This window comes from Cytobacillus dafuensis (assembly GCF_007995155.1).
GTDB lineage: Bacteria > Bacillota > Bacilli > Bacillales > Cytobacillaceae > Cytobacillus > Cytobacillus dafuensis.
Window position 1 is genome coordinate 2,056,783 of the sequence record NZ_CP042593.1, and the last position, 26,412, is coordinate 2,083,194.

The following is a 26,412-nucleotide window of genomic DNA, read 5'->3' on the forward strand; positions in this document are numbered from 1 at the left end:
GGGAATGAAACAAATGGAGGATCGCCACCAATTTGAAAAGCTGATAAAACCCATTCAGAGACAGCTTCTTTTTCAGCTGATTATTAAGGAGGTGCAGCTCTTGCTTATTTTTGCAGGAGCAACTTCCTTTTTATTACTATTAATCGCTCGAATACTGGTCATTCCTTTTCTTAAATATTATTTCATACTGATGTTTATTGTTTTGTTTTCTATTTTTATCATTCGTATTTGGAAAAACCATCCGAATATGCAGAAGGCAGTTTCTATTTACAATCAGTTTGTACCAGATGACAGAGTTGTTACAGCTTTTAATTTCCTCAAAACAGATAGTATTATGGCTGAATTGCAGCTCGCTGATGCTGTAAAAAATATGAAAAAATCACAAGATATCGTTCGAAAAAGAAAGAAAAATTATTTATATCCTAAATGGCTGCTTATTTCTTTTGTCCTCACATCCTTAGCGGTGCTGCTATTTTTTTCACCAAATGAAAAAATAAATTCAGCAAAACAGCAAGAAAAGGAAATAAAGCTCGTTGCGGAAACTGAAAAAAAACTTAAAGAGGAAATAAAAAAAGAAAAAGATCCAAATGTAAAAAAAGCATTAAAGGAAGCGCTGGAAAAAGTTGCAGAACAGAAGTCGGTTGAAGAAGCTCTAAAAGAGTTAGCGAAACAGAAAAAAGAGCTGGAATTAAAGGCTTTAAAGGAAAAAGAAAAACAATTGGCTTTAGAAAATTGGAAGCAAGATTTGAAAAATAACGGCCTAACCGATCTAGAAAAAATGCTGAATCAAAAAAACTTGGCTGCTATTGAAAAAGAGCTTGCTAAATTAAATGAAAAATGGAATGAGCTAAATGAAGAACAAAAGAATGCATTCAATCAATTGGCGGAAAATGAAGGACAATTAACGGAGGAAGAACTTGCAAAATTAATGGAACAGATTGAAAATGCCCTTGAATCTGAAGAATTCCTAGCCCAGCTTGCAGCAGCTCAGCAAGCACTGCAAAATGTTGGATTGGCCATGCAAAATCAGATGGCTGCAAACGGATTACCACCTGGTCAGCTTGCCTTTACTCCCTCCGGACAATCTAGTCAACAAGGGACAGGTGCAAATGGGCAGCAAGGTGCAAGTAATAGCAATGGACAGCAGCAAGGTCAAAATAATCAAAATTCAAATAATGGTAATGGAAACGGCTCAGGTAATGGGAATGGAAATGGTGCAGGAGCTGGAAGCGGTAGCGGATCAGGTTCAGGTAATGGCCAAGGATTAGGAGGTACTGGAGCAGGTAAGGGTCAAGGTTCACGTGAACTATTAACCATTCCTAATCATTTAGAAGGCCTAACAAATATAGAAACTGATCAAGGGCTTCTAGGAGAAGGAAATGCAGCCGAGCAAACAGAGGGAACAGGACCAGTTCTGAAAGGAACGATTAGGCCATATAGTGAGGTTTTTGGAACTTACGAAAAAGCATATAGACAAAGTACTGAGCGCTACAAGCTGCCTTCAGATTTAGAAGAGATCGTAAAAAATTATTTTACAAATATTGATCCTAACAAGGAGTGACATATATGTCAGCAACAACAGAAAAGGAACAGCAATTTATTAATGCTTCTGACACGATTTCAAGGGTTAAAAACGAAATTCAGTCTTTTATCGTCGGCCAGCATGAAGTCATTGATCAAGTATTATGGAGCATTTTAGCTGGAGGGCATGTGCTACTGGAAGGTTTGCCTGGCCTAGGAAAAACGATGTTAATAAAAACGATTTCTGAATGTCTCGATTTGAAATTTTCACGAATCCAGTTTACACCAGATATTATGCCTTCAGATATTACTGGAACAATGCTATTACAACCAGATGAAGCTGGAAGACAAAATTTTGTTTTTCACAAAGGCCCATTGTTTGCAAATATTATATTAGCAGATGAAATAAACAGGGCGACTCCAAAAACACAGAGTGCTCTTCTGGAGGCAATGGGTGAAAAGACAGTAACAATTATGGGTGAAACCAAACCAATGGAAAACCCATTTTTTGTATTAGCTACCCAAAACCCAATTGACATGGAAGGAACCTATCCACTTCCGGAGGCGCAAACAGATCGATTTATTTGTAAGGTTCATGTTCATTATCCAACAAAAGAGGAATTAAGAGAAATTGTGATTAGAACTACTGGTCCACAATCTGTACAATTGGAAAAAATGGCTTCCCTTCAGGATGTTATTGCACTGCAAAGGCTAGCAAAAGAAATCTTGGTTTCTGATGATATTATTGATTTTGCAGTGAGTCTTATTTCAGCTACACACCCGGATTCTGAGGAAGTACCAGATATTGTAAAGCAGTACGTTCAATATGGAAGCGGACCTCGTGGTCTTCAAAGCTTAATCGGAATGGCTAAGTCAAGAGCTCTTTCAGTAGGGAGATACCATATTTCGATTGGTGATATCAAACATGTTGCTAAACCTGTTTTAAGGCATCGTCTCATTATAAACTTCGAGGGGGAGGCAAATGGGATAACCGCTGATACTATTATTGATCATCTCTTAAATGAACCTGAACGAGGAGCAAAAGGGTGATGAACAGCCAGCAGGCTTTAATAGGTAAATTACAGAAAAAAAGACTGATGGTTAAAACAAAAAAGAGAGGATTTCATAAAGGATCTAGGCAGTCGAATAGGTTTGGCTCCTCACTAGAATTCTCGGATTTTAGAACGTATCAACCTGGAGACGATGTACGGCAAATTGATTGGAATGTATATGGAAGAACTCAAAAGCATTATATTAAAAGGTTTTTAGATGAGCAGGAATTATCCATCGCCATATACCTTGATGCTACCTCATCTATGAGAAAAATTGAATCAAAGTGGAAATTAGCAAAACAAATAGCAGCTGCTCTTAGCTACATCATATTAAACAGTGAAGATCGATTGTTTTTTTCAGCCGTTTCTTCAGCTGGTGTACAACCTGTAAAAAGGAAAGGTTCGATCTATAGCAGGAAAACCTTTTTAGAAATTTTGCAAATGGATGAAGCAGAGAGGGCTGGAGATTTTATAAAACATTTAAATAGAACAATTATTAAAAAACAGCAGCTTTCCATTATTATTACGGATGGATTGGAGCAGATAGACGAAATTGAAAATCTTCTCAAAAAATTGGCTGCGTTTAAGCAAGAGATTTGGTTTATTCAAGTGTTAAGTTCAGAAGAATTATCTCCCCATTTTTCAGGGGATATGAAATTAGTAGATAGTGAGACAGAAGCTATTGTGAATGTTAGTATGAGCCCGAAAATTATAGCAGAATACGAGAAACGTATTCATGAGCATAATCGAAAATTAGAAATGATTTGCAGGCGATTTGGCGGACATTACTTGTTTGCATGTGACAATCGAGATGTTCAATCAATATTATTTCATGATTTTTCAGGAAAAGGGTTAATCAATTGAGGTGAGGCTATGTATTTTTTAAATCCGTGGTTTTTTCTATTAAGTATAATGATAGCTGCCGTTATTTTGTTTTACTTTTTCCGGAAGCAGTACGTGGAGAAAACGATTTCCTCAAACTTTCTATGGGAACAAGTTTTAAATGAATGGCAAGCATCTCCTTGGTTAAAGAAGTTGCAGCAAAACCTGTTATTTTGGCTCCAGCTTTTGGCGTTGCTGCTTTTAATGTTTTCTCTTGTACGTCCGTTTTGGTTCGAGAATGCCGTAAAGGGAGAGCATATAATCTTGATTATTGATCCTTCAGCCACAATGTCTGCAGAATTTGAAAATAGCAGCCGCTTTGAAACAGCAAAAAAGGAAATGCTTAGTCTGGTTGATCGACTAGGTGAGCAAGAAGTAACTTTGATTAAAGCGGGTGAAAAGCCTGAGATCCTTTTAAATCAGGAAAATGACTTAATCGCTATACGAAAGCAAATAAATAACTTACAGCTATCTTATGAACATGAACAGATGGAAAAAGCAATGAATTTAGCTGTTTCACTTGCTTCTAATAAGGATACTGCTATCCATATTTATTCAGACGGAGTAACAAAAGAAATGGTTAGTAAAAATATGAAGGAGCATTATGTCGAGGTACATAATGTCGGTAAAGATTCTGGTAATCTATCATTGATTTCCTTTGGTGTAGCCCCTTTTGAAAATCAAATTACAGGTGTTGCTGTCATAGAGAATCAAGCTTCTAATGAAAAGGAAATTAATTTTGTAGTGAAAGCTGAGGAAGAAAAGCTCTTTGAAAAACAAGTTTCCATTGCTGGAGGGCAGCAGCAAGTAATACAGATCCCTTCACTTCCTAAAAAGCCTTATTATGAAGCTTTCATTTTAAATGAGGATGGTTATGCAGCTGATAATCAGGCAACCTCTATTTTCACTGAAACAAATCCAAAGGTTTACACAATGGGTGAAGTAAACTCCTTTGCAGTGAAAGGATTTCAAACGATTGGGACAGAATTACTTCAAATTAATAATGGAAAAGACTTGGATGCAAAAGGGATTCTAGTTGTTGAAGGCAGCGACTTAAATGATTTACCTAGACAGCCCATCATTTTTTTTAATAACAATAAGGAAAAAGTTAAACTGAAAGAGAAGTTAACTGCTAAGGAAGATCAACTGCTTCAATATGTTGATTATGAAAAGATATATATTGATTCTGCTGTGAAGGCGATAGACGGTGATTGGGAAACAATATTAAGAAGCGGAAACTATCGGTTAGTCCAAAAAGGACAAGTAAATGGAGAGCCTATTATAATAGTAAACTTTTCACTATCTGATTCTGACTGGCCACTTCAGCCAGGATTTCCGATTTTTCTATATAACTCTTATCAATGGCTTTCACAGCAAACTGGTTTTCTCGGCTATTTTAGTCCGGGAGAGGAGAAGTGGATAAATATAAATGAGGGTAAACAAAAATGGGAGGTTTTCAATCAAACAGATGAGAACTTATATTCCTTCGATTTAACAAAAGAAAGCTTTAGAGCACCTACAATTCCTGGGACATATCAGGCGGTTTCTGGTGAGAAAATTTATTATTTTTCTGTGCTTCTTGATGATCGGGAAAAGCAAGCTAAAGTCGAGACAGCATTTACATGGAATGAGTTTCAAATGCATGAAAAAGGGGATAAGAAAAGTTCCAATGACAAGCTGTGGATCTGGTTCGCTGTCTTCGCTTTAGCATGTATAGCTTTGGAATGGGAGGTATATAGGCGTGGGCATAGAGTTTAAGTTTCCCATTCTATTTTTGTTATTAATACCAGCAGCATTTATGATTTATCTTTTTATTAGACAGAAAAAACAAATGAATTCCATCGAAGTTTATTGGATTGCAGGAATAAGATTTACTGTATTTTTCCTTTTGATTGCTGCATTAACGATCCCACAAATATTGCTTCCTATGAAAGGTGAAACGGTTATTTTTCTGGCCGACCGTTCAGCAAGTGTGAATGCTGCGGAAAATCAAATTCTAGACTGGATTGAAAATAGTGTGGAGCAAAAACAGAAAGAGGATTCATTCGCAGTTGTCACTTTTGGAGAAAATGTTTCGTTGGAACAGAACATAGGGCTTCAAAAGAATGCGATAAATCAATTTAGCAGTAAGATTAACGATGCTGAAACAAATTTAGAACAAGGATTACAATTTGCTTCCACTTTAATACCAAGAAATTCAAGTGGTCGAATCGTATTGCTTTCTGATGGAAATGAAACGGTAGGAAATAGTCTTGACGCAGCAAATCTTCTTAAAAACCGAGATATAGAGCTTGATTATGTTCTATTAGAAAATAGAGTTGGAGAAGATATGTCTTTGTCCGAACTGAATGTTCCTCCTTCCCTTTATAAAGGAGAGAAGGCTCCTATCTCATTTACTATTAATAGCAATGTAAATAAAGATGCGGTCATTCGGCTATCAGTAAATAATCAAGAAGTATTAAAGGAGATTGTACAAGTAAAGGAAGGTAAGAATATCTACACCTTTAACCATACAGCAGATGTTTCAGGTCTTGCTGTTTTTAAAGGTGAAATTTCCTCTGAAAATGATACCTATATAGAAAATAATACATTGCATTCAGTTGCCAATGTAAAAGGAACTCCGAAGATCCTAATTGTTCAAGGGAAAGATGGAGGGAATATTGAACCTATAATTGAAGATTCTGGGGTTGAAGTGGAAACGATCCCACCGGAAAAGCTTCCGACAGAGCTATCTAGCTTTATTCAATATCAATCGATAATTTTTAATAATGTTCCTGCAACTGTTATCAGCGAAAACCAAATGAATATGATTGAAAAGGCAGTAAAAGAATTTGGAACGGGCTTTATTATGGCAGGTGGAGAAGAAAGCTTTGGGCTTGGCGGATATTTTAAAACCCCAATCGAAAAGCTTTTGCCAGTAGATATGGACATAAAAGGGAAAAAAGAGATGCCTTCTCTTGGCCTTGTAATTGTTATGGATAGATCTGGAAGTATGTCTGGTTCTAAGCTTGAGCTCGCTAAAGAAGCTGCCGCCAGATCAGTCGAGCTATTGCGTGAAGAGGACACGCTTGGATTCATTGCATTTGATGATCGTCCTTGGGTCATTGTGGAAACAGCACCGTTAAAGGATAAAAAAGAAGCGGCTGATAAAATTCGATCGGTATCACCTGGTGGTGGAACTGAAATATATTCATCGTTAGAACTAGCATATCAGGAGTTAGAGGACCTAAAGCTGCAGAGAAAACATATAATTCTACTTACTGATGGTCAAGCTCCTGGAGGTGACTATGAAGGATTAATTGAGGAGGGAAAGGAAAAAAACATTACTTTGTCGACGTTAGCATTGGGGAGCGATGCAGATCGCGGTCTTCTAGAAGACTTAGCGAATATGGGATCAGGACGGTTTTATGATGTCACGGATTCATCTGTAATCCCGAGTATACTTTCACGTGAGACAGTAATGGCCACCAGAACATATATAGAAGATAATCCTTTCTATCCGGTTATTCAGCCTTATCCCGATTGGGTAAAACTGTTCCAGGCAGGAGTGCCAAAGATGAATGCTTATATTGCTACAACTCCAAAGGCACGGGCACAGTCACCCATTCTAAGTGAAAAAGAAGATCCGATCCTTTCAGAATGGCAATATGGCTTGGGTCATACGATTGCCTTTACTTCAGACTTCTCAGGAAAATGGTCAGGTGACTGGGCGCGTTGGGATATGTGGCCAACATTCATCAATCATCTTATTACGAAATCCCTTCCTCAGTATGAGAGTGAACCTTACAACATGACTTTAACAAAGGAAGTCGGTATTCCTCTTTTAACATTAGAGTCGACAAGAAATCAGTCACTTCCCATTGAAGCTTCTCTTGTATCTGAGAGTGGTGAGGAGATAAAAGCAACTCCAAAACTTGTTGCACCAGGAAAATACGAGCTTAAACTGCCGAATCATTCAGGAATGTATTTTCTAAGTGTGAAGCAAACAGATCAAAATGGAGCTATCCATACTTATCAAACAGGGTTTACAATTCCGTATTCTGATGAGTACTTATTAGATGGCCCCAATGAAGAACTACTTAAGGAACTAGCGAAAAAAACAGAAGGAAAATCACTTGTTTCCGAAAAGGAATCATTTCGTTCTCTAAAAAATAAAACGTATAATGAACAGCCGATAAGCCAATGGTTAATTTTAGCTGCATTTTTGCTTTTCTTTATAGAAATTGCTATCCGACGTTTTGGATTAATGGCTTTAATTGGGCATACATTCAAGAAAAAAAGCAAAAAAAATATGGATTTGGGGATGAAGGCACAAAGTATAGAGCAGTTGCAGAAGAGAAGTGTTAAAAAATCGCCTTCTAAAGAAACACAAACCATTGATACGAATAATGAAAAGCCTGCACCAAAAGAGGAAAAGAAGCAGATTGGAAAGAAAAAAGCAGCAAAGAAACAGGAAATACAAGTGACACCAGAGGTACGTGCGGAAAGAATGAAAAGACTTCTTGACGCAAAAAATCGAAAGAATTAATCAAATCGGCTAACTCTAGTCTTACAATTACCTTCTATATCCAGAATGTAAAGATAATTTCTTGACATATTTTTATGTCATATGTAAACTAGGTTTTGTAAAGGCTTTTCACTTAACAAGGGGGAGTAGGGATGTTAGAAAAGACAACGAGAATGAATTATCTATATGATTTTTATCAATCGTTGTTGACTCCAAAGCAACGAAGCTATATGTCCCTTTATTACCTGGATGATTTTTCGCTTGGAGAGATTGCAGATGAATACGATGTTAGTCGTCAAGCAGTTTACGACAATATTAAACGTACAGAAGCTATGCTTGAAGAGTACGAAGAAAAGCTGTTATTATTTCAAAAATTTCAAAAGCGAAGCAAGCTTATTTCAAGCTTGAAGGAAATTCTTAATGAAAATTCTGAAAAAAACATGGAAATATTTTCAGCTTTAGCCGAGCTTGAGAAATTAGATTAGGAGGCGGCAACATGGCATTTGAAGGATTAGCCGACCGACTGCAGAATACAATCCAGAAGATCCGCGGCAAGGGGAAGGTAAATGAAGCGGATGTAAAAGAAATGATGCGAGATGTAAAACTTGCATTACTTGAAGCAGACGTTAACTTTAAGGTCGTTAGAGAATTTGTCAAGAAGGTTAGTGAACGAGCTGTTGGACAGGAAGTGTTAAAGAGCTTAACACCTGGACAGCAGGTTGTAAAGGTTGTTAAAGAAGAATTAACCGACTTGATGGGTGGAGAGCAAAGTAAGATTGCTGTTTCGAACCGCCCGCCAACAGTCATTATGATGGTTGGGTTACAAGGTGCTGGTAAAACAACGACAACTGGAAAGCTTGCCAACTTGCTGAGAAAGAAATACAACCGAAGTCCATTGCTTGTTGCTGCTGATATTTATCGTCCTGCGGCAATAAAGCAGCTTGAAACCCTTGGAAAACAACTAAGTATGCCAGTATTTTCACTAGGTGATCAAGTCAGCCCTGTTGAAATTGCCAAACAGGCAATCGCAAAAGCTAAAGAAGATCATAATGATTACGTCTTAATTGATACAGCTGGTCGATTACATGTTGATGAAGCATTGATGGATGAGCTAAAACAGATTAAAGAGCTATCTAATCCAGATGAAATCTTCCTTGTAGTTGATGCGATGACAGGTCAAGACGCAGTTAATGTTGCGGAGAGCTTTAATGAGCAGTTAGGATTAACGGGTGTCGTGCTGACTAAGCTTGATGGTGATACCCGTGGGGGAGCAGCCCTATCCATTCGCTCTGTTACAAATACACCAATTAAGTTTGTGGGTCTTGGTGAGAAAATGGATGCCCTGGAACCTTTTCACCCTGAAAGAATGGCCTCAAGAATTTTAGGGATGGGGGATGTTTTAACCCTTATTGAAAAAGCACAAGCAAATGTGGATGAAGAGAAGGCTAAAGAACTTCAGCAGAAGATCCGAACGGCAAATTTTACATTTGACGACTTTTTAGATCAACTCGGTCAAGTTCGTAAAATGGGACCACTTGAGGACATTTTAAAAATGATGCCTGGTGCGAACAAAATTAAAGGGCTGAACAATCTTCAAATTGATGAGAAGCAAATCACTCATGTTGAAGCCATCATTCAATCTATGACAAAGGAAGAAAAAATTCATCCTGAATTGATAAATGCAAGCAGACGCAGAAGGATTGCAAAGGGGAGCGGTACATCGGTTCCAGAAGTAAATCGCTTACTTAAACAATTTGAAGATATGAAGAAAATGATGAAACAAATGACAGGAATGTCGCCAAAAGGAAAGAAAAAAGGTGGATTTAAGTTTCCGTTTAACCCTTTTTAACCTAATTTAAAAAGTTTTTTTAGACTGTAAAGAAAAAAACCTTTACAAACATATGAGATATCTGATAATATACTATCTTGTGTGAAACTATTCGGAGGTGCTTTAAATTATGGCAGTAAAAATTCGTTTAAAACGTATGGGAGCAAAAAAATCTCCTTTCTATCGTATCGTTGTAGCTGATTCTCGTTCTCCTCGTGATGGACGTTACATTGAAATAGTTGGAACTTACAATCCGGTTGCTGAGCCAGCTATCGTTGATATTAATGAGGAATTAGCTCTTAAATGGCTTCAAACTGGTGCGAAGCCATCTGATACAGTTCGTAATCTTTTCTCTAAACAAGGCATTATGGAAAAATTCCATAACACTAAATACGGTAAGTAATTTTTCATACTATGAAAGAGCTTATCGAAACGATTGTTAAACCCCTTGTTGATTTTCCGGAGGAAGTACTTGTGAAAGTACTTGAAGAAGAAAACCGCGTAACCTATCAGCTTTCTGTCAACAAGAATGACATGGGGAAAGTAATTGGGAAGCAAGGGCGCGTTGCGAAAGCAATTCGAACTGTTGTTTATGCAGCAGGATCATCACAGCAGAAAAAAATCTTTTTAGAAATCAGTGAATAAGCATTTTAAAAGTGCTGAGCTGAAACATATGAAAGCAATGACTCTTTTGAGCCATGCTTGTCATCGAAAAGGAGGGGCATTGTCCCCTCCTTTTTTCAAATTATCATATTATATTTTAAGAACTGGCACGATTATAGCCTTAGGAGGCATAAATAGATGAAAATACTTCAATCTGTCGTGGTAAAACAAGTTCTAACAGAGAATAGTAAAAGTGAACTATTAGATAAATATAGGTCGAATAAGCAGCAACTGCAAAAGGAATGTGATCAGTTGAGATTTGAATTGAAGAAACTTGAAAAAACAAAAAAGTTTCAGCAGATTAGTTTAAATAAGCATTATGAAAAAGAAATTCAAATAAGGCAAGAAAAAATCAAGCTTATCGATTTTCAAATTGAACAATTACATATGCTACCAATAGGCAGCGAACTAAAAGAAAAAGAAGTAAAGGCGATTATTGAGATTGAAGAAGGTGATCGCTGGGAAGATGTTCAAAGTGGCAGAACGATTATCATTCAGGACGGGATTGTTAAGGAAATTCGCTAGAGGTGAGAGCTATTGGAAAAATGGTTTAATGTTGGAAAAATCGTAAATACTCATGGCATTCGAGGAGAGGCAAGAATAATCTCAAAGACTGATTTTGCAGCCGAAAGATATAAGTCTGGGAATAAACTGTTTTTATTTATGCCTGATTCAAATTTGCCACTTGAATTAACTGTGAAATCACATCGTACTCATAAGAATTTTGATTTACTCACTTTCGAAGGCTACGATAATATAAATCAAATCGAAAAGCTGAAGGGTGGAATCCTTAAGGTATCTGAGAGTCAGCTTGGTGAATTGAATCAAGATGAGTATTACTACCATGAAATTATTGGCTGTACAGTCACGACTTTGGATGGTGATGAGTTAGGGAAAATCCGTGAAATTCTTTCACCGGGAGCTAATGATGTTTGGGTAATAAAAGGGAAGGGTGGCAAGGAGATCTTAATCCCTTATATTGAAGATGTAGTAAAAGAAGTAAACATTAAAGAAAAATCTGTTATCATTGATCCGATTGAAGGTCTTCTTTCATGATGAAAATTGATGTCCTTACACTTTTTCCTGAAATGTTTGCTGGGGTATTTGGCCATTCAATTTTAAAAAAAGCCGCAGACAATAGGGCTGTTGAATACAATGTCGTGAATTTTAGAGATTATGCTGACAATAAACATCATACCGTTGATGACTATCCATACGGTGGTGGGGCGGGAATGGTGTTAAAGCCACAGCCGATTTTTGATGCAGTAGCTGATTTGCGCGAAAAAGGAGTATCTTCACCAAGAGTCATACTTTTATGCCCTCAAGGTGAAAGATATAACCAGAGGAAAGCAGAGGAGCTAGCAAAATCAGATCATCTTATTTTTGTTTGTGGACATTATGAAGGTTACGATGAAAGAATTCGTAAGCATATAGTGACTGACGAAATTTCGATTGGTGATTTTGTTTTAACAGGGGGAGAGCTTGGGGCAATGGTTGTGATAGATAGTGTTGTTCGTCTTCTGCCGGGTGTTCTTGGCAATGAGGAATCACATCGTAAAGACTCTTTTAGCACAGGCCTCCTTGAACACCCACATTATACTCGTCCTGCCGATTTCAGGGGAATGAAAGTCCCTGATGTTCTTTTGTCGGGTAACCATCGCTTAATTGAAGAGTGGCGAACAAAAGAATCATTGAGAAGGACTTTTTTTCGCAGGCCAGATTTATTCGAACATGTTGAATTATCCGATGTTCAAAAAAAATGGTTGGAAGAGATTAAAAATGAACAGAAATAGCATTGAAGTTATATCCTCAATATGATAAAATACTTTTTGTGACTTAGGCTGAACTTTTTCAGATTTTGTCTTATTAAGATGTTCCGCTGCAATTAGAGGAAAGTGTGTGCATGAGCATCTGTTGGAAGGAGTTGAAAACGATGCATAAATTAATCGAAGAGATCACAAAAGAACAACTTCGTACTGATATGCCTGCGTTCCGTCCTGGTGATACTGTACGTGTACACGTGAGTATTGTTGAGGGAACTCGTGAGCGTATCCAGGTATACGAAGGAGTTGTGATCAAGCGTCGTGGTGGTGGTATCAGCGAAACTTTTACAGTTCGTAAGATTTCTTATGGTGTAGGCGTTGAGCGTACATTCCCTGTTAACACACCAAAGATTGCGAAGCTTGAAGTACTTCGCCGCGGTAAAGTGCGCCGTGCGAAACTTTACTACCTACGTAACCTACGTGGTAAAAAAGCTCGTATTAAAGAAATTCGATAATATGAAAAAAAGAAAGGAGCTTGTTCTACAAGCTCCTTTTTCTTAGCTAATAATATTACATAATTGTTAAATAATAAATACATAAGGCTCCAACCATGACTGTTTTGATTGATTTTTGTACAATTAATATAGCAAGAGTATACATATGTATTTGAAAGACTGTATTAACAAGCTTGATAATACTAATCCTTTAGCTGAAAGCAATTATTTTACGGAAGATTGGTGGAGGAATAAATGACAAAAAAGAAAAATGAATTATGGGAATGGTCAAAAGCCCTTATTATTGCAGTATTATTAGCAGCTATTATTCGTTACTTTTTATTCGCGCCGATTGTAGTTGATGGGCTTTCAATGATGCCAACTTTGCATGATCAGGATCGGATGATCGTAAATAAGTTAGGCTATAAAATTGGAAAGCCAGAAAGGTTCGATATTATCGTTTTTCATGCACCTGAAAATAAGGATTACATAAAAAGGGTAATTGGTTTGCCAGGAGATCGCATTGAATATAAAGATGACACCCTATATGTTAATGGCAAGGCGTATGATGAGCCATATTTAGATGAATATAAAAAAGAAGTCATAGACGGTCCATTAACTGAACCATTTACTCTTGAGGAAAAGATTGGGCAGGAAACGGTACCGGAGGGCCATCTTTTTGTTATGGGAGATAACAGGAGATTCAGTAAGGATAGCCGTCATATTGGCACTGTTCCTATGGATAAAGTACTAGGTAATACAGGCATTATTTATTGGCCAATTGAAGATATTCAAATTATAAAATAAAGATTTTTTTACTTAATAATAATTATGTCGCATTGGGAGGTGACAGCTATGACTATTCAATGGTTTCCCGGGCACATGGCAAAGGCCAGAAGGCAAGTTACGGAAAAACTAAAGCTAGTGGATATTATCTATGAACTGGTGGATGCTAGAATTCCCTATTCTTCTCGCAATCCGATGATTGATGAAATCATTCAGCATAAACCACGAATCATTCTTTTAAATAAGGCTGATATGGCTGATAAGGAAAAGACAAGGCAATGGGTAAATTATTTTAACGAACAAGGATTAAAAGCTATAGCTATTAATTCACAGGCGGGACAAGGAATGAAAGAAATTGTTGCCGCATCCCAAGAAATTTTAAAGGAAAAATTTGATCGAATGAAGGCAAAAGGGGTAAAACCTAGGGCTATTCGTGCAATGATAGTAGGTATTCCGAATGCTGGAAAGTCAACGCTCATTAATAGGCTAGCGAAAAGGAATTTGGCAAAAACAGGAAATACACCTGGAGTCACAAAAGCACAGCAATGGATTAAGGTAGGAAAAGAATTGGAACTTCTCGATACGCCAGGAATTCTTTGGCCAAAGTTTGAAGATCAAGAGGTTGGTTTAAAGCTTGCACTTACGGGTGCGATTAAAGATACAATATTAAATTTACAAGATATAGCTGTATATGCTCTTCGATTCCTTGAAAAAAACTACCCTGAACGAATGAAGGAACGTTATAGTCTAGAAGTTATTCCAGAGGATATTGTAGAATTATTTGATGAGATTGGAAAACTTCGTGGCTGTTTAATGGGAAGAGGAGAAATAGATTACGATAAAGTAACCGAACTCATTATTAGGGATTTTCGAACGGAAAAATTAGGACCAATAACATTAGAAAAACCTGAAGATTTGATCACAATTACTGAATTAGAAAAGTAAATAAATCAAAATCCATAGAGGATGACTCAAATGGAGCATTAACCCAAAGCTATATATCGTAAATTGGATTTAATCAATATCCAAAATACACAGTATATGTAGAGAAGGGCCAAAGCTAACCAGAGTCATCCTCTAAATATTTATTTAAATAAGCCGATACATAGACTATGGAATTGAAGGAGAAGCCTCGTGGAAAAACTAACAATTCGAGAGATTGAACAAAATCTTTCTTTAGTAAAAGACCGAACTAGCGATTTTATTAGACATATAGAAAAAGACGAAAGAAAAGGCGTCCAGCAGCTTTTAAAAAAATGGTATTCTCAACAAGAATCAGAGCAGAAAGCATATGAAAAATATTTGGAAATGACAAAGTATGAGAATAATTACAGAAGTCAGGGCTTCGAAAACATTGCTGGAATAGATGAGGTTGGAAGAGGACCACTCGCAGGACCTGTTGTTGCAGCAACTGTTATCTTACCACCCACTTTTTATTTGCCTGGATTAGATGATTCCAAAAAGCTATCTGAACAAAAAAGAAATGCATTTTTTGAGATTATTAATCGAGAGGCAGTGTCAATAAGTATAGGTATCATTAATGTAGAGGAAATTGATCATATTAATATTTTGGAAGCATCGAAAAAAGCCATGCTTACCGCAATAGCCGGGCTTAAAACCAAGCCGGATTTCCTCCTAATTGATGCAGTAAAACTCATGGCTCCTTATCCACAGGAAGCAATTATTAAAGGTGACGGAAAAAGTATTTCGATTGCCGCTGCTTCAATTGTAGCAAAAGTAACACGCGATCGGATGATGATTAAATTAGGAATGGAATTTCCCCAATACGGATTCTCTCAAAACATGGGGTATGGAACGAAGGAACATCTAAACGCTATTAAAAAGTTTGGAATAACCCCCCACCATCGTAGAAGCTTTGCTCCCATAAAGGATTTCGTAATAGAAGTAAAGTAAGAAGGTGATTTTGTGCAAACATCGAACATTATACATTCTCTACTTAAACAGAATTATTTAAGTGATAATAAAGCTTTGACCTTTAGAACCGGACAGATTTTTAGTGGGAAGGTATTAAAGCTTTACCCAAATCAAATCGCTGAAGTGCAAGTCGGTTCTCATAAGGTGCTTGCGCAATTAGAAATCCCCTTAACAGTAAATGAAAACCAATGGTTTCAAGTTGAATCAGCTGAAGGAAAGGTTCACTTAAAGGTTTTAGATACACAGGGAACAAACGAAAAGCAGCTATTGGTTGGAGATTTACTAAAACAATTTTCTCTTCCAGAAACAAAGGAGAATATTGCTCTTTTGCAACATTTTGTAAAAGAGCAGCTTCCAATAACGAAAGAAACAATCAGAACTGCTGCTGAATGGATAAAAAGCAGTCAGTCCATTCAAGATAGCCTCCAAGCAATAAGTGCACTTTATTCCAAACAATTGCCATTTACTGAAAGTGTTTTCCAATCTATCACGTCAATAATCAAAGATGACTCGTTTTTAACATTGTTAGAAAACCTTCAAACGCTATTAAAAAATCATACTACTACTATTACTAGTACAAGACTGTTATCTATGATTAATGAAATGAGTATGACTGAAAAAGAACGAACAATTAATTTGGCTCTCTCAACTCTTATTAAAGAGGCACAAGGAATACAAGATCCAGTAAAATCCGAAACAGCAATGAAACTTTTACAGGACCTTGGATTTTTTTTAAAGGAAACAACCGCAAAAGAGGGGCTGGAATTTAGTACAGAGCAGCCTAAAAATAGCAATAATATCCTTATTGCAAATAAAAAAATACAAACTGAAGTCCAATCCTTATTGTCTACCCTAAGTAAAAATCGTGATGATGCTTTAGTCAAATTTACTCAGCTTCTTTCGTTGGAAGGTTCTGGTGCAGAAACAAAGCTTTCTTCCAAGGAGCAGGAGTTGCTAACAAGCATTAAGAGAGAAGTTCTCGATAGTATAAAGCCTGTAGATGCACATGTGGTAAAAGATCAATTGAAAAATTTAATTCAAAAAATTGGCTTTTCTTATGAAAATGAAGCTGCAAAGTTAATAAATAATCAAAATCAAGAAGAGAACAATAAAATTGAGATGCTAAAGCCCCTTCTTATGCAATTTTTAAAAGATGAACCCTCTGCCCCATTTAAAGACGCCGCCGAAAAGCTTTTGTTAAAAATAACTGGGTATCAGGTTCTCTCGCAGGAAGTGGGGCCTGTTCAACAATATGTTTTCCAGCTTCCAATTACATTTTGGGATAAAAAATTGGATATGACGATGCAGTGGAGTGGTAGGAAATCTAAATACGGAAAGATAGACCCTAATTATTGCCGAGTACTTTTTTATTTAAATCTTGATCATTTAAAAGAAACGATTGTAGATTTACAAGTCCAAAACAGAGTCATAAATATATTTATAACGAATGATCGAAAGGATTTAAAGGTAATTGCTACACCGTTTGTGGCTCAATTAAAAGAGAGCTTGGCCCAACTAAATTATCATCTGTCTTCCGTCACGTATAACAGAACCACTGAGAGCAAAAAGGCGATAAATGGAAAGTTGAGTGACCAATTTACCAATCCGTCTACTATTATTGTGCCAAATAAATACAATGGGGTGGATTTTCGAATATGAATCCGAAGGAATATAAAATGAGAAAAGAGGCGATAGCCTTAACCTATGATAGAAACGGAAAAGATGCCCCATACATTTCAGCTAAAGGGCAAGGTTTTATTGCTGAAAACATACTTGAACGAGCAAAAGAACATAATATTCCTATACAAGAAGATCCATCATTAATAGAGCTGTTAGGAAAACTGAATATAAATGAGCAGATTCCTGAAGAGCTTTATCAAGCAGTAGCAGAGGTTTTCGCATTTGTATACAAAACTGACCAATTGGCAGGAGGGAAAAAATAACAAGAAGGTAATTATTTTATTAAAAATGAAATTAATGAGCTATTTTTTAGCTGATTTTACCTAATGAATTTAGAAATATTAAAAGAAAAATAATATTTCCCTAATAAAGGTGGACAAGGTTAGTGTCATCTAATAAAATGAAATCGCAGTCTACTTTTTGAAGAGTTTGATAGGAGGATGGAAATGAATATACATGAGTACCAAGGTAAAGAGGTCCTCAGAAAATATGGGGTAGCAGTTCCAAATGGCAAAGTGGCTTTTACAGTTGAGGAAGCAGTTGAAGCTGCAAAAGAACTAGGCACTGATGTTTGTGTTGTTAAGGCACAAATTCATGCTGGGGGTCGCGGGAAAGCTGGCGGTGTAAAGGTAGCAAAGAATTTAGATGAAGTCCGTACATATGCAAATGAAATTTTAGGAAAAACGCTTGTTACTCATCAAACAGGACCTGAAGGAAAAGAGGTTAAGCGCCTTTTAATCGAAGAAGGCTGTGACATAAAAAAGGAATACTATATTGGTTTAGTATTAGATCGTGCTACTTCCCATGTTGTACTAATGGGATCTGAAGAAGGCGGTACTGAAATTGAAGAGGTAGCTGAAAAGACGCCAGAAAAGATTTTTAAAGAACAAATTGATCCAGTTCTTGGTTTAATGCCATACCAAGCACGACGTCTTGCATTCAATATCAATATTCCAAAAGAATTAGTGAATCAAGCTGTGAAGTTTATGACTGGTTTATACAACGCTTATATTGAAAAGGATTGCTCTATTGCTGAAATTAATCCATTAGTTGTTACTGGTGATGGGAAAGTCATGGCATTGGATGCAAAATTAAATTTTGATTCTAATGCACTTTATCGTCAAAAAGATATTTTAGAATATCGTGATCTTGAAGAAGAAGATTCAAAAGAAATTGAGGCTTCAAAATATGATTTAAGCTATATAGCTTTAGATGGAAACATTGGTTGTATGGTTAATGGTGCAGGTCTTGCCATGGCAACAATGGATATCGTTAAACATTATGGCGGAGAACCTGCCAACTTCCTTGATGTTGGGGGCGGCGCGACTGCAGAAAAAGTTACAGAAGCATTTAAAATTATCCTTTCAGATCCAAATGTAAAAGGTATTTTTGTTAATATCTTTGGTGGAATCATGAAGTGTGATGTTATTGCAGAGGGTGTAGTTGAAGCAGCGAAACAAGTTGGACTTAGTATTCCTCTTGTCGTTCGTTTGGAAGGAACAAACGTGGATTTAGGTAAGAAAATCCTATCCGAGTCTGGCCTTAATATTACAGCTGCTGAATCCATGGCTGACGGCGCACAAAAAATTGTTTCATTAGTGAAATAGGATCTAGAGAAAGGGGAATTAACGTGAGCGTTTTTATTAATAAAGATACGAAGGTTATTGTGCAAGGGATAACAGGTGGAACAGCCCGTTTCCATACAAAACAAATGCTTGAATACGGTACTAATATTGTTGGCGGTACCTCTCCTGGTAAGGGCGGTCAAGAAGTTGAAGGTGTACCAGTATTCAATACAGTTAAGGAAGCTGTTGAAGCAACTGGTGCCAATGCATCTGTTATTTATGTTCCAGCACCATTTGCTGCAGATTCAATTATTGAGGCAGTGGATGCTGAATTGGATTTAGCTATCTGTATTACTGAGCATATCCCAGTATTAGATATGGTTAAAGTAAAACGCTATATGGAAGGCAAGAAGACTCGTCTAGTAGGTCCTAACTGTCCTGGAGTAATTACTGCTGATGAGTGTAAGATAGGTATTATGCCTGGATACATCCACAAGAAGGGGCATGTTGGAGTTGTATCTCGCTCAGGAACATTAACTTACGAGGCAGTTCATCAATTAACTCAAGCTGGAATTGGTCAAACAACTGCAGTAGGAATTGGTGGAGACCCTGTTAATGGTACAAACTTCATCGATGTATTAAAGGCATTCAACGAAGACCCTGAAACATATGCAGTTATTATGATTGGAGAAATCGGAGGAACAGCAGAAGAAGAAGCTGCTGAATGGGTGAAAACCAATATGACGAAGCCTGTAGTCGGCTTTATTGGTGGACGTACTGCACCTCCAGGAAAACGTATGGGACATGCTGGAGCGATCATTTCAGGCGGAAAAGGAACAGCTGATGAAAAGATCCGCGTTATGAATGCTTGTGGAATTGAAGTAGCAGATACACCTTCTGTAATGGGTGAAACTCTAATTAAGGTTCTTAAAGAAAAAGGCCTTTACGAACAATGTAAAACTCATTAATTGATAAAGTTGAATAGTGAGTCCCCCTTTTTAGGGGGGCTATTTCTGCATTATCTTATTTAAACAGACTAGAATAAAAAATAGGAGGATATAAATGGACGAATTTAAACGAAGACTTACACATCTCCATCACTGTAGAGGAGTTGGATGGAAAACAATTTTTCAAATATTAAAAGGTGACCCCGAGCTTAAAAATCTCTATCAACTTTCCCATAATGACTTTTTTACTCAAATCCATAACCCCTCATCCTCTTCCATTCTCCATGATCTTCAATCAGGATTAATTCATGATCAAATCCGTCAATATAAAATAAATGGAATAAATGTTATCACAATTTTTGATGATGAATATCCAACATTATTAAAAGAAACTTACCAACCACCTTGGATTTTATATGCTAAAGGCGATATAACCTTACTAAAAAAAGATATTCATCTAGCAGTTGTAGGTGCAAGGCAGCATACAGAGTATGGAGAAAATGCCATAAATTATTTATTACCAAAATTGATTGAACAAGGAATTGTTATAGTAAGTGGACTAGCTTCAGGGATTGATACAATCGCTCACCATTCTGCAATTAAGAATGGCGGGAAAACAATTGCTGTAATAGCAGGTGGCCTCTTCCATATTTACCCTCAAACTAATCAGCAACTTGCCTCAGAAATGATGAAAAACCAGTTAATTATCTCAGAATATCCTCCTAATATTCGTCCTACAAGATGGCAATTTCCAATGAGAAATCGTATAATCAGCGGTATTTGTAAAGGGATTTTAATAATTCAGGCAAAAAGTAAAAGCGGCTCTCTAATTACTGCTAATTATGCTGTTCAAGAAGGAAGGGAAGTATTTGCTCTCCCGGGCAATATTTTTAGTTCTTACTCAATCGGTACAAATGAACTAATACAACAGGGTGCAAAGCTCATCATAACTCCTGAAGATATACTACAAGAATTAATATTTTGATCATATATGTATTTTTCTTAATGATTTGATGTATAATTCTTAAAAAACACAAAAATTCGGAATAAGGTGAAAAATTCAAGAAGATGAAATGAGATAATGAAATAAAGTTAATAATCTCTAAAGTGAACTTATCCACTTAGAAATGGTCTTCTAAGAATATCGCATAAGAAAAACTAGGCAAAGCTAAAAAAGACATTGCGAACGCAAAGTTTTTCTAATAATATTGTTCAAAGGGTTGAAATTATTGCAAAACTGTTATATATTGGGCAACGTGTGTTCGAAAAATGAATGAGTCATTTCATTTTATGGGATTAATTTGAAATATACCCATTTAAATAACATGATAATGTTTGACAAAGGTGAAAGAGTTGTACAATAATATGGATATTTCATGAAAATGAAAAAATCATTAAAGTTTTCAATTATAATTTAATCCGTGGCAATTTTTATTTACGGGGTTATTTTTATATAATAAATAATTTCATGTAAAATATTTATCAAAAACGGACGTTTTCTTCACTAAGCGATTTAATATAGAAGAAGTCTATTTAAAAGAAGTCTATGTTAAAACTCAGTGTTGATAAAGCTAATTTGTTGTAGATTGGGCGAAATCAACAGGGAAGTTTAACATTTAAAATCCCCTCTCAAGGAGGACTATTGATGTCAGAGTTTTTAGTAATCGTTGAGTCTCCTGCAAAGGCAAAAACGATTGAGCGTTATCTTGGAAAAAAATATAAAGTTAAAGCATCTATGGGGCATGTCAGAGATTTACCGAAAAGCCAAATGGGTGTTGATGTTGAAAATCATTTTGAGCCTAAGTATATAACGATTCGTGGTAAAGGTCCTGTTCTAAAGGAATTAAAGACCGCGGCTAAAAAGGCAAAAAAGATTTATCTCGCAGCTGACCCGGATCGTGAAGGTGAAGCGATTGCTTGGCATTTGGCTCATAGCCTAAATATGGATATAACCTCTGATTGCCGTGTTGTTTTTAATGAAATTACGAAGGAAGCAATCAAGGAATCATTTAAACATCCAAGACCAATTAATATGGATCTCGTTGATGCTCAACAAGCAAGGAGACTTCTCGATCGATTAGTAGGGTATAATATCAGTCCTTTATTATGGAAAAAAGTAAAAAAGGGCTTGAGTGCAGGAAGGGTACAGTCTGTAGCTGTTCGCCTAATCATAGATCGAGAAAAAGAAATCAAAGCCTTCGTTCCTGAAGAGTACTGGTCCATTGAAGGTGACTTTTTAAAAGGAAAAGACAGCTTCGAGGCATCCTTTTATGGAATAGGGAATGAAAAGGTGGAATTAAAGTCCAATCAAGAAGTGCAAGATATATTAAGCAAGATGAAGGGGAACAAATTTAAGGTTTCCACTGTCACAAAAAAAGAACGGAAAAGAAATCCAGCTGCTCCTTTTACAACTTCATCACTTCAACAGGAAGCTGCAAGAAAGTTAAATTTCCGAGCCAAAAAAACGATGATGCTTGCACAGCAGCTTTATGAAGGAATTGATCTTGGAAAAGAAGGAACTGTCGGATTAATAACTTATATGAGAACGGATTCTACAAGGATTTCGGAAATAGCCCAAGAAGAAGCAACACAATTTATTAATAAAACATACGGGCAAGAATTTTTGCAAGTTGAAAAGAAAAAAGAAAAGAAAAAATCAAACACACAGGACGCTCATGAAGCTATTCGTCCTACAAGTGTTATGAGAGAGCCGTCAAGCCTTAAAGAATTTCTATCTAGAGATCAACTGCGTTTATATAGGCTCATTTGGGAACGCTTCGTAGCAAGTCAAATGGCTTCTGCTATCATGGATACAATGAGTGTTGATTTAAAAAATGGGGATGTTATTTTTAGAGCAACTGGTTCAAAAGTAAAATTCCCAGGTTTTATGAAGGTCTATGTAGAGGGATCGGACGATCAAGCTGAGGAAAAGGATAGAATGCTTCCGGATCTTAAAGAAGGTGACGAAGTTCTAAAAAAAGATATTGATCCAAAACAGCATTTTACACAGCCTCCTCCAAGATATACTGAAGCTCGACTTGTTAAAACATTAGAAGAGCTAGGTATTGGACGTCCATCAACATTTGCACCAACTTTAGACACCATTCAAAAACGTGGTTATGTAGCTTTGGATAATAAAAGGTTTATACCAACTGAATTGGGAGAAATCGTCTTAGAGTTGATTCTTGAATTTTTCCCAGATATTCTTGACGTTGAATTTACCGCCAAGATGGAAAAAGATTTGGACTATATTGAAGAAGGAAAAGTAAATTGGGTTCAAATCATTGATGATTTTTATGGTGATTTTGAGAAGCATCTTGAAAAGGCAGAAAAGGAAATGCAAGAAGTGGAAATCAAGGATGAACCAGCTGGTGAGGATTGTGAGCAATGTGGGAATCCTATGGTCTTTAAAATGGGACGTTATGGAAAGTTTATGGCCTGCAGCAACTTCCCAGATTGCCGAAATACGAAACCGATTGTTAAAGATATTGGAGTAAAATGTTCGAAGTGTCAAGAAGGTAATATAATTGAAAGAAAAAGTAAGAAACGAAGGATTTTTTACGGATGTGATCGGTTCCCTGAATGTGACTTTATTTCTTGGGATAAGCCTTTACCGCGCAGTTGTCCAAAATGTGATAACCTTTTGATTGAAAAGAAGCTGAAAAAAGGCGTCCAGGTTCAATGTATTGAATGTGATTACAAGGAAGAGAAGCAAAGTTAAAAAAGGGTGGGCTTATTTGGCTCACTCTTTTCTAGTGGTAAAGTAAAAATTATGTTAATTAAATTTGTATTGATTGCAAATTGAGCATGATAAAGGTAAAGTAATAGAGCATTATTTTATTATGATCGAAAGTTTTGATCATAATAAGATGCATATTTGGAGGTTTAATAAATGAAAGATATCGTTGTAAATGTCATTGGAGCCGGCCTAGCTGGAAGTGAAGCAGCGTGGCAAATCGCTAATCGGGGCATTTCTGTACGGCTGTATGAGATGAGACCAGTTAAACAAACGCCTGCTCATCATACCGATAAATTCGCTGAGCTGGTATGTAGTAACTCCTTACGTGCCAATACGCTTACGAATGCTGTAGGTGTTCTTAAAGAAGAAATGAGAATGTTAAATTCAGTTATTATTAATTCGGCAGATGCTTGCTCGGTTCCAGCAGGAGGGGCTTTAGCTGTTGATCGTCACGAGTTTGCAGCACTTGTTACTGAAAAGGTAAAAAATCATCCGAATGTAACGGTTATTCATGAAGAGGTAACTGAGATTCCAGAAGGACCGACAATCGTTGCTACTGGGCCTTTAACGAGTGAGGCACTTTCTTCAAAATTAAAAGAATTATCAGGTGAAGAATATTTATATTTTTATGATGCAGCAGCACCCATAATTGAAAAGGAATCCATCAATATGGATAAGGTTTATTTAAAATCACGATATGATAAAGGTGAAGCTGCATATTTAAATTGTCCAATGACAGAGGAAGAATTCAATATATTTTATGAAGCATTAGTAGATGCTGAAACAGTACCATTAAAAGAATTTGAAAAAGAAATCTTTTTTGAAGGTTGTATGCCGATTGAGGTCATGGCTAACAGAGGTAAGAAAACGATGCTGTTCGGCCCTATGAAGCCTGTCGGTTTAGAGGATCCTAAGACTGGTAAAAGACCATATGCAGTTGTTCAGCTGCGGCAAGATGATGCTGCAGGGACCTTATATAATATCGTTGGATTCCAGACTCATTTAAAATGGGGCCCGCAAAAAGAAGTTATACAATTGATTCCGGGTTTAGAAAATGCAGAAATTGTTCGATATGGTGTTATGCACCGCAATACATTCATTAACTCTCCAAAGGTGTTGAAACCAACCTATCAATTCCGCAACCGTGAAAATTTATTTTTTGCAGGGCAAATGACGGGTGTTGAAGGATATGTAGAATCAGCAGCAAGTGGATTGGTGGCTGGAATAAACGCAGCTCGACTTGTTAAAGGGGAAGAATTACTCGAGTTTCCTCATGAATCAACCCTTGGAAGTATGGCGCGTTATATAACTTCCGCAAATCAAAAAAGCTTTCAGCCAATGAATGCTAATTTCGGCTTACTGCCAGATCTTCCTGAAAAAATTAAAGGGAAGAAAGAACGAAATGAACAACATGCTAACAGAGCGCTGGAAACAATTCAGAACTTTGCGAAAAATAAGGGTATTTAATTGCAAGGGCTTCTAAAATGTGTTACTATTTAGAAGCCCTTGTGAGGTGATAATGATGGACCAAAATGTGAACAATTCGTTAAAATTGTTTATTGAATATTTACAAATTGAAAAAAATTATTCACAATATACCATTGAGCATTATCAACATGATATTCAAGAATTCTTTATGTTCACATTTGAACAAGCAATAAAAAATTTAGAAGATGTCAAGTATATTGATGTCCGTCTTTATTTAACAAGGCTTTATGAAGAAAAATTTGCTAGAAAAACTGTTGCCCGAAAAATCTCTTGCTTAAGAAGTTTTTTTAAGTTCCTCGTCAGAGAGAAAATTGTTAGTGAAAATCCCTTTGCTCTTGCATCAATTCCTAAGGCTGAAAAAAAGCTTCCGGAATTTTTTTATGAAGAGGAAATGAAAGAGTTATTTAATGCATGTGAATCGGAAACTCTATTAGGGCAAAGAGATAAAGCATTATTGGAGCTTTTATATGCTACTGGTATCCGTGTGAGCGAATGCAGTCAAATTCGAATGAAGGACATTGATATGCAACTATCAACTGTATTGGTTCATGGGAAGGGCAACAAGCAAAGGTATATTCCGTTTGGAAGCTTTGCACACGACGCATTATTCGTATACATACAAAATGGTCGAAAAAGCTTGCTTGCAAAGAATTCGCCAAACGAGTACTTGTTTTTAAATTATCGTGGAGGTCCATTAACACCTCGAGGTATTAGGCATATTCTCAATAAGCTAATTGAGCAATCTGCATTGAATGGTCGTATACATCCTCATATGCTTAGGCACTCCTTTGCTACGCACTTATTAGCAAATGGAGCGGATATGAGAACGGTTCAAGAGTTGTTAGGTCATGCCTTTTTGTCATCGACACAAGTATACACACATGTAACAAGTGAGTATTTAAGAAAATCATACATGGCACACCATCCAAGAGCATAGCTGTAAAGTTGGCTTGATACATTCCATTGAACGAACAAGGTTGGTGTATTGTATTAACTGCAAAGGAGGAGTATATTATGTCTCAATTCCATGCAACAACTATTTTTGCGGTCAACCATAAAGGAAATTGTGCTATGGCTGGAGACGGTCAAGTTACATTTGGAAATGCAGTGGTAATGAAGCATACAGCACGTAAAGTCCGAAAGCTTTTTAATGGAAAAGTGCTTGCTGGTTTTGCAGGTTCAGTTGCCGATGCTTTCACTTTATTTGAAATGTTTGAGGGAAAACTTGAAGAATACAATGGTAATTTGCAAAGAGCAGCAGTTGAGCTAGCTAAGCAGTGGAGAAGCGATAAGGTTTTGCGTAAATTAGAAGCTATGTTAATTGTTATGAATAGCGAAAGCTTGCTACTTATTTCCGGAACAGGTGAGGTTATTGAACCGGATGATGGAGTTTTAGCAATTGGCTCTGGGGGAAATTATGCGTTGGCTGCTGGCAGGTCGTTAAAACGATATGCTGGAGATCACTTATCTGCAAAAGAGATTGCCAAGGCTTCATTAGAAATGGCAGCTGAAATATGTGTTTATACAAATCACAATATTATTGTGGAAGAACTTTAAGGGAA

At 36.7% G+C, this 26,412-nt stretch carries 25 protein-coding genes; all 25 read left to right on the forward strand.

The window, feature by feature from the left end; translation table 11 throughout:
- Window positions 1-4: 4 nt before the first annotated feature.
- The 25 genes from FSZ17_RS09720 (at window position 5) to hslV (ending at window position 26,407) form a co-directional block, all read left to right on the forward strand.
- Window positions 5-1,561, forward strand: coding sequence for a DUF8809 domain-containing protein (locus FSZ17_RS09720; RefSeq protein WP_057769794.1), 1,557 nt, complete (start codon window positions 5-7; stop codon window positions 1,559-1,561).
- 5 nt (window positions 1,562-1,566) lie between these two features.
- Window positions 1,567-2,571, forward strand: a complete 1,005-nt coding sequence (locus FSZ17_RS09725; protein ID WP_057769795.1) for an AAA family ATPase — start codon at window positions 1,567-1,569, stop codon at window positions 2,569-2,571.
- Entirely contained in the window at window positions 2,571-3,437 is an 867-nt protein-coding gene (locus FSZ17_RS09730; RefSeq protein ID WP_057769797.1) for a DUF58 domain-containing protein, read from the forward strand. The genes FSZ17_RS09725 and FSZ17_RS09730 overlap by 1 nt, the downstream gene beginning before the upstream one ends.
- 9 nt (window positions 3,438-3,446) lie before the next feature.
- Window positions 3,447-5,213 (forward strand): vWA domain-containing protein, encoded by a 1,767-nt coding sequence (locus tag FSZ17_RS09735; RefSeq protein WP_057769799.1) that lies wholly within the window; start codon window positions 3,447-3,449, stop codon window positions 5,211-5,213.
- A complete protein-coding gene (locus FSZ17_RS09740; protein ID WP_057769801.1) occupies window positions 5,197-7,983 on the forward strand; it encodes a VWA domain-containing protein in 2,787 nt (928 codons plus the stop codon). The genes FSZ17_RS09735 and FSZ17_RS09740 overlap by 17 nt, the downstream gene beginning before the upstream one ends.
- A gap of 131 nt (window positions 7,984-8,114) precedes the next feature.
- Window positions 8,115-8,447 carry a putative DNA-binding protein gene (locus tag FSZ17_RS09745; protein ID WP_057769803.1) on the forward strand — a complete coding sequence of 111 codons (333 nt, stop codon included), beginning with the start codon at window positions 8,115-8,117 and terminating at the stop codon, window positions 8,445-8,447.
- An 11-nt stretch (window positions 8,448-8,458) separates the two neighbouring features.
- Window positions 8,459-9,811 (forward strand): signal recognition particle protein, encoded by a 1,353-nt coding sequence (gene ffh, locus FSZ17_RS09750; protein ID WP_057769805.1) that lies wholly within the window; start codon window positions 8,459-8,461, stop codon window positions 9,809-9,811.
- A gap of 109 nt (window positions 9,812-9,920) precedes the next feature.
- A complete protein-coding gene (rpsP, locus tag FSZ17_RS09755) occupies window positions 9,921-10,193 on the forward strand; it encodes a 30S ribosomal protein S16 (protein WP_057769807.1) in 273 nt (90 codons plus the stop codon).
- An 11-nt stretch (window positions 10,194-10,204) separates the two neighbouring features.
- Window positions 10,205-10,435, forward strand: a complete 231-nt coding sequence (locus FSZ17_RS09760; protein ID WP_057769809.1) for a KH domain-containing protein — start codon at window positions 10,205-10,207, stop codon at window positions 10,433-10,435.
- A 156-nt stretch (window positions 10,436-10,591) separates the two neighbouring features.
- Window positions 10,592-10,978: a YlqD family protein gene (locus FSZ17_RS09765; protein WP_057769811.1), complete on the forward strand. Its 387-nt coding sequence runs from the start codon at window positions 10,592-10,594 to the stop codon at window positions 10,976-10,978.
- A 12-nt stretch (window positions 10,979-10,990) separates the two neighbouring features.
- Window positions 10,991-11,509, forward strand: coding sequence for a ribosome maturation factor RimM (rimM, locus tag FSZ17_RS09770; protein WP_057769814.1), 519 nt, complete (start codon window positions 10,991-10,993; stop codon window positions 11,507-11,509).
- On the forward strand, window positions 11,506-12,246 hold the full coding sequence (gene trmD / locus FSZ17_RS09775) for a tRNA (guanosine(37)-N1)-methyltransferase TrmD (RefSeq protein WP_057769815.1): 741 nt from the start codon (window positions 11,506-11,508) through the stop codon (window positions 12,244-12,246). The genes rimM and trmD overlap by 4 nt, the downstream gene beginning before the upstream one ends.
- Window positions 12,247-12,386: 140 nt before the next feature.
- Window positions 12,387-12,731 carry a 50S ribosomal protein L19 gene (gene rplS, locus FSZ17_RS09780; RefSeq protein WP_057769817.1) on the forward strand — a complete coding sequence of 115 codons (345 nt, stop codon included), beginning with the start codon at window positions 12,387-12,389 and terminating at the stop codon, window positions 12,729-12,731.
- A gap of 234 nt (window positions 12,732-12,965) precedes the next feature.
- Window positions 12,966-13,517, forward strand: coding sequence for a signal peptidase I (gene lepB, locus FSZ17_RS09785; RefSeq protein ID WP_057769819.1), 552 nt, complete (start codon window positions 12,966-12,968; stop codon window positions 13,515-13,517).
- A gap of 48 nt (window positions 13,518-13,565) precedes the next feature.
- A complete protein-coding gene (gene ylqF, locus FSZ17_RS09790) occupies window positions 13,566-14,441 on the forward strand; it encodes a ribosome biogenesis GTPase YlqF (protein WP_057769821.1) in 876 nt (291 codons plus the stop codon).
- Between the two features lie 189 nt (window positions 14,442-14,630).
- Window positions 14,631-15,410: a ribonuclease HII gene (locus FSZ17_RS09795; protein ID WP_057769823.1), complete on the forward strand. Its 780-nt coding sequence runs from the start codon at window positions 14,631-14,633 to the stop codon at window positions 15,408-15,410.
- Window positions 15,411-15,422: 12 nt separating this feature from the next.
- The gene (locus FSZ17_RS09800) at window positions 15,423-17,090 is read left to right on the forward strand and encodes a hypothetical protein (RefSeq protein WP_057769826.1); all 1,668 of its coding nucleotides are present in this window, start codon (window positions 15,423-15,425) and stop codon (window positions 17,088-17,090) included.
- Window positions 17,087-17,374, forward strand: a complete 288-nt coding sequence (locus FSZ17_RS09805) for an EscU/YscU/HrcU family type III secretion system export apparatus switch protein (protein WP_057769828.1) — start codon at window positions 17,087-17,089, stop codon at window positions 17,372-17,374. Before FSZ17_RS09800 ends, FSZ17_RS09805 begins: the two co-directional genes overlap by 4 nt.
- A gap of 183 nt (window positions 17,375-17,557) precedes the next feature.
- Complete coding sequence (sucC, locus tag FSZ17_RS09810; RefSeq protein WP_057769831.1) at window positions 17,558-18,718, forward strand: ADP-forming succinate--CoA ligase subunit beta; 1,161 nt, start codon at window positions 17,558-17,560, stop codon at window positions 18,716-18,718.
- 23 nt (window positions 18,719-18,741) lie between these two features.
- On the forward strand, window positions 18,742-19,644 hold the full coding sequence (sucD, locus tag FSZ17_RS09815) for a succinate--CoA ligase subunit alpha (protein WP_057769833.1): 903 nt from the start codon (window positions 18,742-18,744) through the stop codon (window positions 19,642-19,644).
- Between the two features lie 94 nt (window positions 19,645-19,738).
- Complete coding sequence (dprA, locus tag FSZ17_RS09820; protein ID WP_057769835.1) at window positions 19,739-20,608, forward strand: DNA-processing protein DprA; 870 nt, start codon at window positions 19,739-19,741, stop codon at window positions 20,606-20,608.
- 660 nt (window positions 20,609-21,268) lie between these two features.
- Complete coding sequence (gene topA / locus FSZ17_RS09825) at window positions 21,269-23,344, forward strand: type I DNA topoisomerase (protein WP_057769837.1); 2,076 nt, start codon at window positions 21,269-21,271, stop codon at window positions 23,342-23,344.
- A 171-nt stretch (window positions 23,345-23,515) separates the two neighbouring features.
- Window positions 23,516-24,829 (forward strand): FADH(2)-oxidizing methylenetetrahydrofolate--tRNA-(uracil(54)-C(5))-methyltransferase TrmFO, encoded by a 1,314-nt coding sequence (trmFO, locus tag FSZ17_RS09830; protein WP_057769839.1) that lies wholly within the window; start codon window positions 23,516-23,518, stop codon window positions 24,827-24,829.
- A gap of 55 nt (window positions 24,830-24,884) precedes the next feature.
- Window positions 24,885-25,787 (forward strand): tyrosine recombinase XerC, encoded by a 903-nt coding sequence (gene xerC / locus FSZ17_RS09835; RefSeq protein ID WP_057769841.1) that lies wholly within the window; start codon window positions 24,885-24,887, stop codon window positions 25,785-25,787.
- 77 nt (window positions 25,788-25,864) lie between these two features.
- Entirely contained in the window at window positions 25,865-26,407 is a 543-nt protein-coding gene (gene hslV / locus FSZ17_RS09840; protein ID WP_057769843.1) for an ATP-dependent protease subunit HslV, read from the forward strand.
- Window positions 26,408-26,412: the final 5 nt, after the last annotated feature.